The organism is Streptomyces sp. C (assembly GCF_000158895.1).
GTDB classification, from domain to species: Bacteria; Actinomycetota; Actinomycetes; order Streptomycetales; family Streptomycetaceae; genus Streptomyces; species Streptomyces racemochromogenes.
On record NZ_GG657750.1, the window covers coordinates 2,526,036 to 2,541,044 of the forward strand.

Consider the following 15,009-nt stretch of genomic DNA (forward strand, 5'->3'; position numbering starts at 1 on the left):
GCCGGTCGGTCCCGGCTGCCGCGGCCGCGGGTGCCCGCCCGGGGCGTCCGCGGCCGCGGCGTGCCCCGGACTCAGAGCCAGCCCCGCTGGGCGGCGCGCAGCCCGGCCTCGAAGCGGCTGGTGGCGTTGAGGCGTTCCATCAGCGCGGACATCTGGCGGCGGACGGTGCGCAGGGAGACCCCGAGCCGCTTGCCGGCGGCTTCGTCGGTCAGGCCGGAGGCCAGCAGCTTGAGCAGTTCGCGTTCGCCGGCGGTGATGCCGTCCTCGGTGGCCTGTTCGCGGGCGGCGCCGAGGGGGACGGCCTGGTCCCAGGTCTGCTCGAAGAGGCTGACGAGGGAGGCGACGATGCCGGGGGCGGTGGTGCAGAGGGCGCCGAGCTTGGAGTTCGCGGGGTCGATGGGGACCACGGCGGTCTTCCGGTCGAAGATCACCAGGCGGGGCGGCAGCACCGGGCTGGTGCGGTTCTGGGCCCCGAGGTCGGTCGCCCACTGGACGTAGGCCAGGGTGGCCGGGTCGTTGCGCACGCTGTCCTGGTAGATCGTCCGGATCTGGATCCCGCGCCGCAGGGCGTCCTCGTCCAGCGGCCGCGAGGCGTCCAGGCTGGCCTGGGACTGGGCGCCGCCCGGCATGATCGAGAGGCATTCGACGGTGAGGTCCCGGGCGAGGACCTCCAGTCGGGACTGGATGGCGTCGAGGCCCACGAGCCGTTCGGCACCGTCGGATTCGGTGTTGGGCCGCAGGCCCGCGAACTCCGCGACGGCGCGGGCCGCCGCCGCCTTGCTGGCCGCCAGCTCCTGCTGGCGACGGATCAGTTCCTCTTCCTGGCGGCGCAGTATCTGCTCCAGCCCGGCCTCGGGGCTGACGGCCCGCAGGCCGCCCGCATGGTCGCGGGAGGGGGTGAGCAGATCGAGGTCGACGAGCCGGTCGAGACCGTCGCGCACCTCCGCCTCGGTCATCCCCAGCCGTGCGCCCAGTTCGGCCACTCCACCGGTCGGATCGGCGAGCATCTCCCGGTAGACGGCCTCTACGAGGCTGTCCAGTCCCAACGCTTCCAACATGCTTGTTGCCCCCCGGCCAGTCGGTCCGACGGATGATTTCCCGCCGTTGTCTTGATCTTAAAGGTGCGCAGGTCGGGCCATAGGCAGTCTCTTTCGATCTTCTCGCAGCGGCACCTTGGTGCCTGTCACCTTGGTGCCATCCGATACCTCTTCTGCGCCTGTACGCGGGCTTGCAGGATGGTGTTCACCGGGACGGCGGGGCACGGAGCCCCACCCCAGGCCAGGGCCGAAAGGCCGGACCGGTGCAGCGCGCCCCAGCCACACCACACCGAAGCCGTTCGTGTTCCAGGGGGATCCATGTCTCGCACCGCTCGCCTGATCGCCGCTGCCGGCCTCACCGCCCTGCTGTCCTGCACCGCCGCCGTCGCGGTCACCGCGGGCCCCGGCGGCATCGGCTGGGACTCGGTCCGGGCGGCGACCTCGCCGAGCGGCATCGGCTGGGACTCGGTGCGGGCGGCGGGCCCGCAGGGGATCGGCTGGGACTCCGCCGCCGCCGACAAGCGCGGAATCGGCTGGGACTGATCCTCCGTTCGGCGCCGAACGGAGGGCGGCGCCGAACGGGCGAAGAACGGCGGCCGGAGCCGACCGCTCCCGCCCTGCCGTGACGTACGACACACCCCCGCCCGCGCTCCCCTTTCCCCGGGAACGCCGAAGCCGCAGGTGCAATCGTTTCTGCACCTGCGGCTTGCGGTGGGGCGGGTGGGACTCGAACCCACGGCCGACGGATTATGAGTCCGCTGCTCTAACCGGCTGAGCTACCGCCCCTTTACGGCGTGGCGCGTACATGTGTGCGCGCCGTCTGCCGCAGCATAGCCGCTCATACGATCTCCTGCCTCGGATGCCCCGCATGATCGGCTGCGCTTGTTCAGAGAGACCGCGCCGAAGGCTGCCCGGTTCCCGGATCAGGGCAAAAAGAAAGAGGACCCTCCCGGGCCCTCTCCTCTTCACTGCTCCCCCGACTGGACTCGAACCAGTAACCTGCCGGTTAACAGCCGGCTGCTCTGCCAATTGAGCTACAGGGGACCGCGCTCCCCCGACTGGACTCGAACCAGTAACCTGCCGGTTAACAGCCGGCTGCTCTGCCAATTGAGCTACAGGGGATTGCTGCGGTGCACCGAACAGCCCACCTCCGGCCTTGCCGGGGGGCGAGCGCCCGTTGCGAGTCATAGATTAGCGCAAGCAGGGGGGTGCTCCGCCAATCGGTATCGCAGCAGGCCGGGCACCGAGACAACGAAGGGTGGCAGGCATGCGCTACAAGGTCACGTTCCTCGCCGGGGTAGCCCTCGGATACGTGGTGGGTACGGCCGCGGGACGCGAGCGGTACGAGGAGATGAAGAAGTCCGCCCGGCGCATCGCGCAGAACCCGGCGGTGCGCAACGCCGCCGAGACCGCCGGGCACACCGGACGGGAGTTCGCGGGCAAGGCGTTCGCGGCGGTCGGCGACAAGGTCGGCGACGCCGTTCCCGATTCCGTGGCGAAGCACGTGCGGTCGCTGCGCGAGCGGGGGCAGGGCGCCGAGGACGAGTGGGGCACGAGCAACACCTGAGGCGGCTGGTTCCGGCCCGGCGTGCGGCAGAATTCTCCGCATGGGGATAGTCGCCGGGCTGGACAGCTCTTCCGCCTTCACTCGCATCGTCGTCTGCGACACGGACACGGGGGCCGTGTTGCGGCAGGGCTACGCGCCCCATCCGCAGCCCGCCGGTGAGACCGTCCCCCACGAGACCGACCCGCAGGCCTGGCTGCTCTCCCTCGGCGAAGCCGCCGGGGGCGGGCTGCTGGAAGGCGTCCAGGCCATCGGCGTCTCCGCGCAGCAGCACGGGATGCTGCCGCTGGACGCGCAGGGCGCGCTGGTCCGCCCGGCCATGATCGGCAACGACAAGCGCGGGCAGGTCGCCGCCGCGGACCTGATCGGGGCGCTCGGCGGCAAGGCCGCCTGGGTGGCCGCCGTCGGCGCCGTCCCGCATGCCGCGCAGCCGATCACCAAGCTCGCCTGGCTGGCCCGCAACGAGCCGGAGTCTGCGCGCCGGGTGGCGGTGGTGCTGTCCCCGCACGACTGGCTGGTCTGGCAGCTGCTCGGCCGGCCCGCGCGCCGCACCACCGACCGGGCCGGCGCCTCGGGCACCGGGTACTGGTCGGCGGCCACCGGTTCCTACCGTCCCGACCTGGTCGAGCTGGCGCTCGGGCACCAGGCGCTGCTGCCCGAGGTGCTCGGCCCCGCCGACGCCGCCGGGATGACCCCCGAGGGGCTGCTGATCTCCGCCGGGACCGGGGAGACCACGGCCGCCGCGCTGGGGCTGGGCATCGGGCCGGGCGACGCGGTGGTCTCGCTGGGCGCCTCCGGGTCGGTGATGGCCGTGCACCACGAGGCCCTGTCCGACCCGGGCGGCCTGATCACCTCCCTCGCCGACGCGGGCGGCATGCACCTGCCGGTGGTGAACACCTCCAACGCCGTACGGGCCCTGCGCGGCACCGCCGACATGCTGGGCACCGACCTGGAGGGGCTGAGCGCGCTCGCGTTGAAGTCGACCCCTGGTGCACACGGGCTCGTGCTCCTGCCGTACCTGGAGGGAGAGCGGACCCCGAACCTGCCGCACACCGCCGGGACCCTGTCGGGGCTGCGCCGGGACTCGATGAAGCCGGAGCACCTCGCGCGGGCCGCCTTCGAGGGCATGCTGTGCGGGCTGGTCGACGCCCTCGACGTGCTGCGGCACCGGGGCGTGGGGATCCGCCGGGTGTTCCTGCTCGGGGCCGCCGCCGAGCTGCCCGCCGTACAGGCCGCCGCGCCGGGGCTGTTCGGGACGCAGGTCGTCGTGCCTGCTCCGGCGGACTACGCGGCGCTGGGCGCGGCCCGTCAGGCGGCCTGGGCGCTCGGGGTGCAGCAGGGCACGCTGGCCCCGCACGTCCCGCCGCTGTGGCCGGCCCCGCCGGCCCAGGTGTTCGAGCCGGGCGAGGACTACCCGGCCTGGCAGGCCGTCCGCCAGCAGTACGTCACCACGCGGGAGCAGATGCACCCGGGGGCGTTCGGGTTCTAGGGCGGTGGCCGCAGGCGCCTGGTCCTTTTGACCGGGCTTTGCGAAATCCGGTGGGGTTCGGGCCTTCCGTTGGCAGAAGATGGAGTGAACCCCCTCGATCTTGCCTACCGGAGCCTGCGCGTGCTCATACGACTGCTGCGGACCCACCTGGGTCCGTACAAGAAAGCCATCGCCGCACTGGTGCTGCTGCAACTCCTGCAGACCAGTGCGAGCCTCTACCTGCCCACCCTCAACGCGGACATCATCGACAAGGGTGTCGTCAACGGGGACACCGGTTACATCCTGCGCTTCGGCGCGCTGATGCTCGGCGTCTCCCTCGTCCAGCTCGTCTGCAACGCCGGGGCCGTCTACTACGGGGCCCGCACCGCGGCCGCCCTCGGCCGCGACGTCCGCGCCTCCGTCTTCGACCGGGTGCAGAGCTTCTCGGCGCGGGAGCTGGGCCAGTTCGGCGCCCCCTCGCTGATCACCCGTACGACGAACGACGTCCAGCAGGTCCAGATGCTGGTGCTGATGACGTTCACCCTGATGGTCTCGGCGCCGATCATGTGCGTCGGCGGCATCGCCATGGCGCTCTCGCTCGACGTGAAGCTGTCGGGCGTGCTGCTCGCGGTGGTGCCCGTGCTGGGCGTCTCGGTCGGCGCGATCGTCTGGAAGACGCGGCCGCTGTTCCGCCTGATGCAGGAACGCCTCGACGTCGTCAACCGGGTGCTGCGCGAGCAGATCACCGGCAACCGCGTGATCCGCGCCTTCGTCCGCGACGGCTACGAGGAGGAGCGCTTCCGCCGGGCGAACTCCGAGCTGACCGCGGTCTCGCTGGCCTCCGGCAAGCTGCTCGCGCTGATGTTCCCGGTCGTCATCCTGGTCGTGAACATCTCCAGCGTCGCCGTCATCTGGTTCGGTGCGATGCGGGTGGACGGGGGCGACATGGAGATCGGCCAGCTGACCGCCTTCCTCGCCTACCTGATGCAGATCGTCATGGCCGTGATGATGGCCACCTTCATGTTCATGATGGTGCCGCGCGCCGAGGTCTGCGCCGAGCGCATCCAGGAGGTCCTGGACACCGAGTCCAGCGTGGTCCCGCCCTCCGACCCGGTGCGTACGCTCGCCCGGCGCGGGCAGCTGGAGCTGCGCGGCGCCGACTTCCGCTACCCGGGCGCCGAGGCCCCGGTGCTGCGCGGGGTGGACCTGGTGGCCCGTCCCGGCGAGACCACCGCGGTGATCGGCTCCACCGGCAGCGGCAAGTCGACGCTGCTGGGCCTGGTGCCCCGGCTGTTCGACGCGACCGGCGGTGACGTGCTGGTCGACGGGGAGGACGTACGCCGGATCGACCCGGAGCTGCTGGCCCGCACGGTCGGCATGGTCCCGCAGAAGCCGTACCTGTTCTCCGGGACGGTCGCCTCCAACCTGCGCTACGGGCGCCCGGACGCGACCGACGAGGAGCTGTGGCGGGCCCTGGAGGTGGCCCAGGCCAAGGAGTTCGTGTCCGAGCTGGAGGGCGGCCTCGAAGCGCCGATCACCCAGGGCGGGACGAACGTCTCCGGCGGCCAGCGCCAGCGCCTGGCGATCGCCCGCACGCTCGTGCAGCGCCCGGAGATCTACCTGTTCGACGACTCCTTCTCGGCCCTGGACTACGCGACGGACGCGGCGCTGCGCGCGGCGCTCGCCCGGGAGACGGAGGACGCGACGGTCGTCATCGTCGCCCAGCGGGTCTCCACGATCCGCGACGCCGACCGGATCATCGTCCTCGACGAGGGCCAGGTGGTGGGCGAGGGCCGCCACCACGAGCTGATGGCCGGCAACGAGACCTACCGGGAGATCGTGCTCTCCCAGCTGACGGAGGCGGAGGCCGCATGAGCGGGCCCGGAGGACGGATGATGATGGGGCCGGGCCAGCGGTCCCTGGACTTCAAGGGGTCCGGCAAGCGGCTGCTGCGCCAGCTGGCGCAGGACCGGGCCAAGCTGTGGGGCATGGTCGCGGCCGTGGTCGGCAGCGTCGGCTGTGCGGTGGTCGGGCCGAAGATCCTCGGCGAGGCCACCGACCTGGTGTTCGCGGGGATCGTCGGCCGGCAGATGCCGGACGGCCTGACCAAGCAGCAGGCGCTGGACGGGCTGCGGGCCAAGGGCCAGGACGGCATGGCGGAGATGCTGTCCGGCACCGACTTCACCCCCGGGCAGGGCATCGACTTCGGTGCCGTCGGGGTCACGGCGCTGTGGGCGCTGCTGGTGTTCACCCTGGCGGGCCTGCTGATGCTGGTCGCCACGCGGCTGTCGAACCACGTGATGAACGGCACCGTCTACCGGATGCGCGAGGAGCTCCAGGCGAAGCTGTCGCGGCTGCCGCTGTCGTACTTCGACCAGCAGAAGCGCGGCGAGGTGCTGAGCCGGGCGACGAACGACATCGACAACATCGGCCAGACCCTCCAGCAGACGATGGGCCAGCTGCTGAACTCGCTGCTGACGATCGTCGGCGTGCTGGTGATGATGTTCTGGATCTCGCCGCTGCTGGCGCTGGTCGCGCTACTGACCGTACCGGTGTCGGTGGTGGTCGCGGCGAAGATCGGCAAGAAGTCGCAGCCGCAGTTCGTGGCGCAGTGGAAGACCACGGGCGCGCTGAACGCGCACATCGAGGAGATGTACTCCGGCCACTCGCTGGTGAAGGTCTTCGGGCGGCAGAAGGAGTCGGCGGCGGTCTTCGCCGAGCAGAACGAGGAGCTGTACCGGGCCTCGTTCAAGGCGCAGCTGGTCAGCGGCATCATGCAGCCGGTGATGTTCTTCATCTCGAACATCAACTACGTGCTGGTCGCGGTCGTCGGCGGTCTGCGGGTGGCGTCGGGCACCCTGTCGATCGGTGACGTGCAGGCCTTCATCCAGTACTCGCGCCAGTTCTCGATGCCGCTGTCGCAGGTGGCGTCGATGGCGAACCTGGTGCAGTCGGGCGTCGCCTCGGCGGAGCGGGTGTACGAGCTGCTGGACGCGCCGGAGCAGGAGCCGGACGCGGAGGTTCCGGAGCGTCCGGAGGAGCTGCGCGGTCAGGTGACCCTGGACAAGGTGGCCTTCCGCTACGAGCCGGACAAGCCGCTCATCGAGAACCTCTCGCTGACGGTGGAGCCGGGCCAGACGGTCGCCATCGTCGGCCCGACGGGCGCCGGCAAGACCACGCTGGTCAACCTGCTGATGCGGTTCTACGAGGTCACGGGCGGGGAGATCGCCCTGGACGGGGTGGACATCGCGAAGATGACCCGCGAGGAGCTGCGCGGCGGGATCGGCATGGTGCTGCAGGACACCTGGCTGTTCGGCGGCACGATCGCGGAGAACATCGCCTACGGCGCGTCCCGCGAGGTGACGCGTGCCGAGATCGAGGAGGCCTCGCGGGCGGCGCACGCGGACCGTTTCATCCGCACCCTGCCGGACGGCTACGACACGGTGCTGGACGACGAGGGGGCGGGTGTCAGCGCGGGTGAGAAGCAGCTGATCACCATCGCGCGGGCGTTCCTGTCGGACCCGGTGATCCTGGTGCTCGACGAGGCGACGAGTTCGGTGGACACCCGTACCGAGGTGCTGATCCAGAAGGCGATGGCGCGCCTGGCGCACGGCCGTACGTCCTTCGTGATCGCGCACCGGCTGTCGACGATCCGCGACGCGGACGTGATCCTGGTGATGGAGAGCGGCTCGATCGTGGAGCAGGGCACGCACGAGGAGCTGCTGGCGGCGGACGGCGCGTACGCGCGGCTGTACGCGGCGCAGTTCGCCCAGGCGGTGGCCGAGGTCGACTGACCGGCCGGCGGTGAGCGGGTGGGGGCGTCCTTGGGGCGCCCCCTTTCCCGTTTCCCGGATGGGGTCGCGCGGGTCAGTCGAGGTAGCCGCGCAGCTGGTCGGCGAAGGCGTGGTCGCGCAGCTTGTTGAGGGTCTTGGACTCGATCTGGCGGATCCGCTCGCGGGTGACGCCGAAGATGCGGCCGATCTCCTCCAGGGTGCGGGGGCGGCCGTCGGCGAGGCCGTAGCGGAGCTGGACGACCTTGCGTTCGCGTTCGCCGAGGGTGGAGAGGACGGCTTCGAGGTGTTCGCGCAGCAGGAAGAAGGCGGCGGACTCCATGGGGGAGGCGGCGTCGCCGTCCTCGATCAGGTCGCCGAGGGCGACGTCGTCCTCCTCGCCGACGGGGGCGTGCAGGGAGACGGGTTCCTGGGCGAGGCGGAGCACTTCCAGGACCCGCTCGGGGGTCAGTTCCAGGTGGGCGGCGACTTCTTCGGCGGTGGGTTCGTAGCCGCGTTCCTGGAGCATGCGGCGCTGGACTCGGACGACGCGGTTGATGAGTTCGACGACGTGGACGGGGACGCGGATGGTGCGGGCCTGGTCGGCGAGGGCCCGTGACATCGCCTGCCGGATCCACCAGGTGGCGTAGGTGGAGAACTTGTAGCCGCGGGCGTAGTCGAATTTCTCGACGGCCCTGATCAGGCCGAGGTTGCCCTCCTGGACCAGGTCGAGCATGGTCAGTCCGCGGCCGACGTAGCGTTTGGCGACGGAGACGACGAGCCGCAGGTTCGACTCGATGAGCCGGCGTTTGGCCATCCGGCCCATGACGACGAGTTTGTCGAGGTCGACGGCGAGCTGGGAGTCGAGGTCGGTGGCGCCGGCGAGTTTCTCCTCGGCGAAGAGTCCCGCTTCCACGCGCCGGGCGAGTTCGACCTCCTCGGCGGCGGTGAGCAGCGGGATCCTGCCTATCTCGCGCAGGTACTGGCGGAAGAGGTCGGCGGAGGGCCCGGTCCCGGCGCCGTTGTCGCGGCCGCGCTGCGGGGGTACCGGTTCGATGAGTTCGAGGACCTCGGGTTCCTCGTCGCCGGCGTCCTCCACCGTGTCGGCCTCGGCCTCGGGATCCGGATCGGAGGCGTCTGCGGCGGGGCGGCTCGCGTTCACGGTCAGGGTCTGGGTCTGCACGGGGGCGACCTCCAGGGCTCCGAGGACGGTGGCACCGCACCTCAGTGTGGGGTACGACACATCGCTGCCACGAGGGGCGTGCGAGCACTTTCTGAGCCCGCTGCGTGACGGATGGTTACCCCCCGGCGGGAATCCCGATGCGGATCGGACTCATGTCCGACCGGAGTTACGCGGGTTCCACGCGGACCGCGCAGACCTTGAACTCGGGCATCCGTGAGACGGGGTCCAGGGCCGGGTTGGTGAGGGTGTTGGCCCGGCCCTCGCCGTACCAGTGGAACGGCATGAAGACGGTGTCGGCGCGGACGGCGTCGGTGACGCGGGCGGGGGCGACGGCGCGTCCGCGGCGGGAGGTGACCGCGAGCGGGGTGCCGTCGGTGACGCCGAGGCGGGCGGCGAGGCGCGGGTGGAGTTCCACGAAGGGGCCGGGGGCGGCGGCGTTGAGCTCGGGCACGCGGCGGGTCTGGGCGCCGGACTGGTACTGGGCGACGACCCGGCCGGTGGTGAGGAGCAGCGGGTAGTCGGCGTCGGGGACCTCGGCGGCGTCGCGGTGGGAGACGGGCGTGAAGCGGGCGCGGCCGTCGTCGGTGGCGAAGCGGTCGAGGAAGAGGCGGGGCTGTCCCGGGGAGCCTTCGGGGCAGGGCCAGAAGACGCCCTGTTCGGCTTCGATGCGGGCGTAGGAGATGCCGGAGTAGTCGGCCGGGCCGCCTGCGGAGGCGCGGCGCAGCTCGTCGAAGACCTGTTCGGGGTCGGTGGGGAAGCCCTTCTCCACGCCGAGGCGGGCGGCGAGTCCGTGCAGGACGTCCAGGTCGCCGCGGACGCCGGGGGGCGGGGTGAGGGCGCGGCGGCGCAGCAGGACGCGGCCTTCCAGGTTGGTGGTGGTGCCGGTCTCCTCCGCCCACTGGGTGACGGGCAGGACGACGTCGGCGAGGGCTGCCGTCTCGGAGAGGACGACGTCGGCGACGGCGAGGAAGTCCAGGGAGCGGATGCGGTCTTCGACGTGGGCGGCGCGGGGGGCGGAGACCACCGGGTTGGAGCCCATGAGGAGGAGGGCCTTGACGTCGCCGCCGAGGGCGTCGAGGAGTTCGTAGGCGCTGCGGCCGGGGCCGGGCAGGCTCTGCGGGTCGACGCCCCAGACGCGGGCGACGTGTGCGCGGGCGGCGGGGTCGGTGAGCTTGCGGTAGCCGGGGAGCTGGTCGGCCTTCTGGCCGTGTTCGCGGCCGCCCTGGCCGTTGCCCTGGCCGGTGAGGCAGCCGTAGCCGGAGTGCGGGCGGCCGGCGCGGCCGGTGGCGAGGCAGAGGTTGATCCACGCGCCGACGGTGTCGGTGCCCTTGGACTGCTGCTCGGGTCCCCGGGCGGTGAGGACCATGGCTGCGGCGGGGGTGCAGAACAGTTCGACGGCGCGACGGAGTTCCGGGAGGGCGATCCCGGTGATCCGTTCGACGAGTTCGGGCCAGTGGGCCATGGCGGCGGCGCGGGCGTCCTCCCAGCCGGTGGTGCGTTCGGCGATGAACTCCTCGTCGGTGCGGCCCTCGGCGACCACGAGGTGCAGCAGGCCGAGGGCGAGGGCGAGGTCGGTTCCGGGGCGCGGGGCGAGGTGCAGGTCGGCCAGTTCGGCGGTGCGGGTGCGGCGGGGGTCGACGACGATCAGGGTGCCGCCGTTCGCCTTGAGCTCGGTGAGGTAGCGCACGAAGGGGGGCATGGTCTCGGCGGGGTTGGAGCCGACGAGGACGACGCAGCCGGTGCGGGGGATGTCCTCCAGCGGGAAGGGCAGTCCGCGGTCGAGGCCGAAGGCCTTCTGGTGCGCGGCGGCGGCCGAGGACATGCAGAAGCGGCCGTTGTAGTCGATCTGGGAGGTGCCGAGGGCGACGCGGGCGAACTTGCCGAGGGCGTAGGCCTTCTCGTTGGTGAGGCCGCCGCCGCCGAAGACGGCGACGGCGTCGGGGCCGTGGGCGCGGCGCGTGCGGGCGAGGCCGGCCGCGACGGCGTCGAGGGCCTCCTCCCAGGTGGCCGGGACGAGCGGGCCGCCGGCGTGGGTGCGGATGAGCGGCTCGGTCAGGCGTACCCGGGAGGAGAGCACGGCGGGGGCGGTGCGGCCCTTGCCGCACAGCGCGCCCCGGTTGACGGGGAAGCCGGTGCGTTCCTCGACGGTCACCGCGTCGCCCGCGGGGGCGGGGCGCAGGTTCATGCCGCACTGCAGGGCGCAGTAGGGGCAGTGGGTGGCGGTGGCGTCCGGGGAGCGGTGCATGCCCCTCAGGGTGTCGGCCGGGTGTTACGCGGGCCGCGCGCCCGCGTTACGGGCGGGGGTGTTAGCCCTCATCCCGGCCCGGCGGGGACGGTGAGGGCGGCAACCGCAGGTCGGGCGGCCGGTGGCCCCGGCGGGGCGGTCGGTGGCCCGGCGGGGCGGTCGGTGGCCCGGGCGGGCTGGCGGGGCGCACGCGGGTTCCGCCCGGCCCCGCCCGGCAGGTCGGCGGTAGCCCGGCGGGGCCGGGGGTAGCCCGAGGCCGGGGGCAGCCCGGCAAGCCGGCAGCAGCCCGGCAAGCCGGCAGCAGCCCGGCAAGCCGGCGGCAGCCCGGCGGGGGGAGCCCGGCGGGGGGCACGCGGGTTCCGGCCGGCCCGGTGGCGGCTGGTCCGCCGGCGCGGTGAAGCGCACCCCCGATGCCGCCCCGGCCGCGGGCCCGGCGTGGCTAGGCTGGCGGGGCCAGGACTGGAGGAGACCATGACCCCCACGCTGCCCGAGTGGCTCTACCCGCCGCGCGCCAGCGGCTGGGAGGCCGACGATCTCGACCACATCCCGAACCTGCCGCGCCATACCGAGCTCATCGACGGAGCGTTGATCTTCATGGTGTCGCCCCAGCGGTCCTGGCACGACCGCGTCGTCCGCCGCCTGACGGCCGCGCTGGAGGACCAGGCTCCGGAGGAGAGCACGGTCGAGGCGCAGATGACCGTACGCCTGAGCGTGAAGAGCCGGCCTGAACCCGACGTGATCGCCGCGACCGTCGCCTACGACCCGGACCGGACCTGCTTCCTCCCCGAGGACGTCGCGCTGGTCGTGGAGGTGGTTTCCGAGGAGTCGCAGGAGCGGGACCGGGAGACGATGCCCTTCAAGTACGCCCGGGCCGGGATCCGCCACTTCTGGCGCGTCGAGGAGGAGCACGGCCTTCCGGTGGTCCACGCGTACGAGCTCGACGACACGACCCGCACCTACGTGCCCACCGGTATCCACCGGGAGCGCGTCAAGACGAGCGTGCCCTTCGGCATCGACATCGATCTGGCGCGCCTGACCCGGTGAGCGCGGCCTACTGGCCAGTGAGGTACTTGACCGTCAGGCCTGCCGTCCAGCCGCCGTCCACGGCGAGTTCGGCGCCGGTCATGTAGCCGGCGGCGTCGGAGAGGAGGAAGGCGACGGCGGCCGCGATCTCCTCGGGGACGCCGACGCGGCCCAGGGGGGCTCCGGGGTAGTTGCCCTCGCCGGTCTGGATGCCGATCGGGGCGGTCATCGGGGTCAGCGTCATGCCGGGGTGGACGGAGTTGACGCGGATCTTCGCCTCGGCGAGCTCGACGGCGCCGATCTTGGACAGGCCGCGCACGCCCCACTTGGAGGCTCCGTATCCGGCGGTGAGGGCGAGGCCGGTGAGGCCGGCCGCGGAGGAGATGTTGACGATGGATCCGCCGCCGCCCGCCCGCAGCAGGGGTATCGCGGTCTTGATGCCGATGAACACGCCGACCAGGTTGACCTCGATGACCTGGCGGAAGTGCTCGACGCTCTCGTGTTCCAGGAACTGGCCGGTGGAGATGCCGGCGTTGTTGACGAGCCCGTCGATCCGGCCGAACTCGGCGACCGCGTACTCCAGCGCCGCCGTCCACTCGGCCTCGCTGGTCACGTCGTGCCGCAGGAAGCGGGCCGCGTCGCCGAGCTTGGCGGCGGTCTCGGCGCCCTCGGCCTCCAGCAGGTCGGTGACCAGCACCCGGCCACCGCCGTCGACGACCGCTTGCGCGGCCGCCGCGCCCAGGCCCCGGGCCCCGCCGGTGATGACGACGACCTTGCCGCTCAGATCCACCACAGCCACGATCCACACCCCTGACGCAGACAGACACAAGGCATATGACTAATCGGCATACGCCGCTCGCGGCGTCAGTCTGACAGAGCGGCCAGGACCCGCGACACCCCCTCCTCCTTCGGGCCGAGGAACCTCGGCTCCGGCCGGAAGGCCGCGTCCAGGGCCGCCTTGCCGGCCGCGAGGACCTCGCGGGCGCCGCCGTAGTACCAGGTGGAGTCGTGCTCGTCGTCCACGCCGACGCCGTAGGAGTCCACGCCCGCCGCCTGGCACAGGGCCACCGCCCGGTGGATGTGGAAGTGCTGGCTGATCAGCACCGCCCGCCGCACCCCGAATATCTCCCGGACCCGTACGCAGGAGTCCCAGGTGTCGAATCCGGCGTAGTCGCTGACGATCCGGTCGTCGGGTATGCCGTGCCCCCTGAGGTACGCCCGCATCGCGCCCGGCTCGTCGTACTCCGTGCGGCTGTTGTCCCCGGTCACCAGGACCACCTTCACCTTGCCCGCCCGGTACAGCTCAACGGCCGCGTCGAGCCGGTACGCCAGGTACGGGGTCGGGCGGCCCTTCCACAGGCCGGCCCCGAACACCACCGCCACCCCGGCGTCGGGCGCGGCGGCGGTGGTCCGCAGCCGGTCGGCGGCCGCGGCGTGCGTCCACGTCGAGGGCAGCAGGGCCAGCACGCACAGCGCCATCACCGCCTGCACGGCCCGCCGACGGCTCCGTACCGTCCGCGCCGCCGACAGCCATGTCCTCCACCGGCCGACGCCGAACCGCCCCGCCCGCCCCTGCTCCCGTTCCTGCTCCCGTTCCTGCTCCCGTTCCTGCCTCTGCCCCTGCCCCTGCTCCCCCATGACCGGTTCCCCTCGTCCCGTACGCCTTCGCACGGATTGACGAACCACCCCGCCCCCCAGTTCCACCCGCCCCGCCTTTCACTCGTGCGAATGACCGAGTGAGCAGCAGGAAACCACCCGTCACCCCCGCGCAACGCCCACGCAATCCGGGCCCCGCAGGATCGGTCCATGACGGAGCCGGTGCACCCTCCCGCCACCCAGCCCTTCCCCTTCGGCAGCACGGCCGAGCTGCTGACGCGGATCACCGACCAGCTCGGCACCCAGCTCAGCGGCCTGCGCCCGCCACGCGCCCGGCACCACGGAGTCCCCACATGCACCCCACCCTCATCGCCGTGGCCCACGGCAGCCGCGACCCGCGCGCCCCGCACACCGTCCTCGCCCTGCTCGAACGGGTCCGCGAGCTCCGCCCCGCCCTCGACGTCCGCCTCGGCCACATCGAACTGAACCGGCCGCTGCTGGCCGACACCCTGCGGGACACCGCCGGAGCGGCCGTCCTCGTGCCGCTGCTGCTCGGGCGCGGCACCCACGTCAAGCGGGACCTGCCCGCCGCCGCGGCCCGCGCCGGACACCTGCGGATCCGGGTCGCCGGCCCGCTCGGCCCCCACCCGCTGCTCGTGGAGGTCCTGTTCGAGCGGCTCCTGGAGGCCGGCTGGACCCCGGGAACGGCCGTCGTGCTGGCCTCGGCCGGGTCCCTCGACCCCGACTCCGCCGCCGACACCCGCCGCGCCGCCGACCTGCTCTCCGAACGGCTCGGCGGGGTCCCCGTGGTCCCCGCGTACGCCTCGGCGGCCGCCCCGAACGTGCCGGACGCCGTCCGGGCGCTGGCCGCCCGGGGGTACCACCGGGCGGCCGTGGCCTCGTACTTCGCCGCCCCGGGCCGGTTCGCCTCCGCGAGCGCGGCCGCCGCGACCGGCCCGGCGGCGGCCCCGCTCGGCGCGCACCCGGCGCTGGCCCGGCTGGTGCTGCGCCGCTACGACGAAGCGCTCGCCCACAGCGCGCGGGAGCCGGAACTGGCCACCGCGTAAAGGCCGCGTAGGTTCGGATTGCTCGGATTGTCGGTGACTCCGGTTAACGTCTGAGC

General features: G+C 72.6%; 11 protein-coding genes, 3 tRNA genes and 1 pseudogene. 7 read left to right on the top strand and 8 right to left on the bottom strand.

Features of this window, described 5'->3' with window-relative positions; all coding sequences use genetic code 11:
* Positions 1-71: 71 nt before the first annotated feature.
* Positions 72-1,058, bottom strand: coding sequence for a helix-turn-helix transcriptional regulator (locus SSNG_RS11180; protein ID WP_007263933.1), 987 nt, complete (start codon positions 1,056-1,058; stop codon positions 72-74).
* Positions 1,059-1,355: 297 nt separating this feature from the next.
* Here SSNG_RS11180 and SSNG_RS11185 point away from each other — a divergent pair, with 297 nt between their 5' ends.
* Positions 1,356-1,580: a hypothetical protein gene (locus tag SSNG_RS11185; protein ID WP_007263934.1), complete on the top strand. Its 225-nt coding sequence runs from the start codon at positions 1,356-1,358 to the stop codon at positions 1,578-1,580.
* A 169-nt stretch (positions 1,581-1,749) separates the two neighbouring features.
* On the opposite strand, the gene SSNG_RS11190 is transcribed toward SSNG_RS11185, so the two are convergent.
* The 3 genes from SSNG_RS11190 to SSNG_RS11200 all read right to left on the bottom strand — a co-directional run bounded on the left by SSNG_RS11190 (position 1,750) and on the right by SSNG_RS11200 (position 2,159).
* Positions 1,750-1,823: transfer RNA gene (locus SSNG_RS11190), tRNA-Ile, on the bottom strand.
* A 185-nt stretch (positions 1,824-2,008) separates the two neighbouring features.
* Positions 2,009-2,081 (bottom strand) — tRNA-Asn (locus tag SSNG_RS11195).
* A 5-nt stretch (positions 2,082-2,086) separates the two neighbouring features.
* Positions 2,087-2,159, bottom strand: a tRNA-Asn gene (locus SSNG_RS11200).
* A 145-nt stretch (positions 2,160-2,304) separates the two neighbouring features.
* Between SSNG_RS11200 and SSNG_RS11205 the strand changes: the two genes are divergently transcribed.
* From SSNG_RS11205 to SSNG_RS11220, 4 genes are all read left to right on the top strand, one after another.
* Complete coding sequence (locus tag SSNG_RS11205) at positions 2,305-2,604, top strand: hypothetical protein (protein ID WP_042800862.1); 300 nt, start codon at positions 2,305-2,307, stop codon at positions 2,602-2,604.
* A gap of 40 nt (positions 2,605-2,644) precedes the next feature.
* On the top strand, positions 2,645-4,090 hold the full coding sequence (locus tag SSNG_RS11210; RefSeq protein ID WP_007263936.1) for an FGGY family carbohydrate kinase: 1,446 nt from the start codon (positions 2,645-2,647) through the stop codon (positions 4,088-4,090).
* Positions 4,091-4,210: 120 nt separating this feature from the next.
* Positions 4,211-5,944 (top strand): ABC transporter ATP-binding protein, encoded by a 1,734-nt coding sequence (locus SSNG_RS11215; protein ID WP_042800863.1) that lies wholly within the window; start codon positions 4,211-4,213, stop codon positions 5,942-5,944.
* Positions 5,941-7,863 (top strand): ABC transporter ATP-binding protein, encoded by a 1,923-nt coding sequence (locus SSNG_RS11220; protein ID WP_007263938.1) that lies wholly within the window; start codon positions 5,941-5,943, stop codon positions 7,861-7,863. The genes SSNG_RS11215 and SSNG_RS11220 overlap by 4 nt, the downstream gene beginning before the upstream one ends.
* 73 nt (positions 7,864-7,936) lie before the next feature.
* Here the strand turns inward: SSNG_RS11220 and SSNG_RS11225 are convergent, their stop codons facing one another.
* Positions 7,937-9,082, bottom strand: a complete 1,146-nt coding sequence (locus SSNG_RS11225) for an RNA polymerase sigma factor (RefSeq protein ID WP_063749882.1) — start codon at positions 9,080-9,082, stop codon at positions 7,937-7,939.
* A 106-nt stretch (positions 9,083-9,188) separates the two neighbouring features.
* The gene (locus SSNG_RS11230) at positions 9,189-11,267 is read right to left on the bottom strand and encodes a molybdopterin oxidoreductase family protein (protein ID WP_007263940.1); all 2,079 of its coding nucleotides are present in this window, start codon (positions 11,265-11,267) and stop codon (positions 9,189-9,191) included.
* A gap of 471 nt (positions 11,268-11,738) precedes the next feature.
* Here SSNG_RS11230 and SSNG_RS11235 point away from each other — a divergent pair, with 471 nt between their 5' ends.
* Positions 11,739-12,311, top strand: coding sequence for a Uma2 family endonuclease (locus tag SSNG_RS11235; protein WP_042800864.1), 573 nt, complete (start codon positions 11,739-11,741; stop codon positions 12,309-12,311).
* Positions 12,312-12,318: 7 nt separating this feature from the next.
* Here the strand turns inward: SSNG_RS11235 and SSNG_RS11240 are convergent, their stop codons facing one another.
* Positions 12,319-13,083: a glucose 1-dehydrogenase gene (locus SSNG_RS11240; RefSeq protein ID WP_007263942.1), complete on the bottom strand. Its 765-nt coding sequence runs from the start codon at positions 13,081-13,083 to the stop codon at positions 12,319-12,321.
* A gap of 71 nt (positions 13,084-13,154) precedes the next feature.
* A complete protein-coding gene (locus SSNG_RS11245) occupies positions 13,155-13,769 on the bottom strand; it encodes an ElyC/SanA/YdcF family protein (RefSeq protein ID WP_241695221.1) in 615 nt (204 codons plus the stop codon).
* A 327-nt stretch (positions 13,770-14,096) separates the two neighbouring features.
* On the opposite strand from SSNG_RS11245, the pseudogene SSNG_RS11250 reads away from it, so the two are divergent.
* A pseudogene (locus tag SSNG_RS11250) lies at positions 14,097-14,953 on the top strand (sirohydrochlorin chelatase).
* The last annotated feature ends 56 nt before the right edge of the window (positions 14,954-15,009 follow it).

Excerpts from the sequence above, each read along its gene's own strand:
- SSNG_RS11180 (WP_007263933.1), bottom strand. The coding sequence starts at position 1,058 with ATGTTGGAAGCGTTGGGACTGGACAGCCTCGTAGAGGCCGTCTACCGG.
- SSNG_RS11185 (WP_007263934.1), top strand. The coding sequence starts at position 1,356 with ATGTCTCGCACCGCTCGCCTGATCGCCGCTGCCGGCCTCACCGCCCTG.
- SSNG_RS11205 (WP_042800862.1), top strand. The coding sequence starts at position 2,305 with ATGCGCTACAAGGTCACGTTCCTCGCCGGGGTAGCCCTCGGATACGTG.
- SSNG_RS11210 (WP_007263936.1), top strand. The coding sequence starts at position 2,645 with ATGGGGATAGTCGCCGGGCTGGACAGCTCTTCCGCCTTCACTCGCATC.
- SSNG_RS11220 (WP_007263938.1), top strand. The coding sequence starts at position 5,941 with ATGAGCGGGCCCGGAGGACGGATGATGATGGGGCCGGGCCAGCGGTCC.
- SSNG_RS11230 (WP_007263940.1), bottom strand. The coding sequence starts at position 11,267 with ATGCACCGCTCCCCGGACGCCACCGCCACCCACTGCCCCTACTGCGCC.
- SSNG_RS11235 (WP_042800864.1), top strand. The coding sequence starts at position 11,739 with ATGACCCCCACGCTGCCCGAGTGGCTCTACCCGCCGCGCGCCAGCGGC.
- SSNG_RS11245 (WP_241695221.1), bottom strand. The coding sequence starts at position 13,769 with ATGGCGCTGTGCGTGCTGGCCCTGCTGCCCTCGACGTGGACGCACGCC.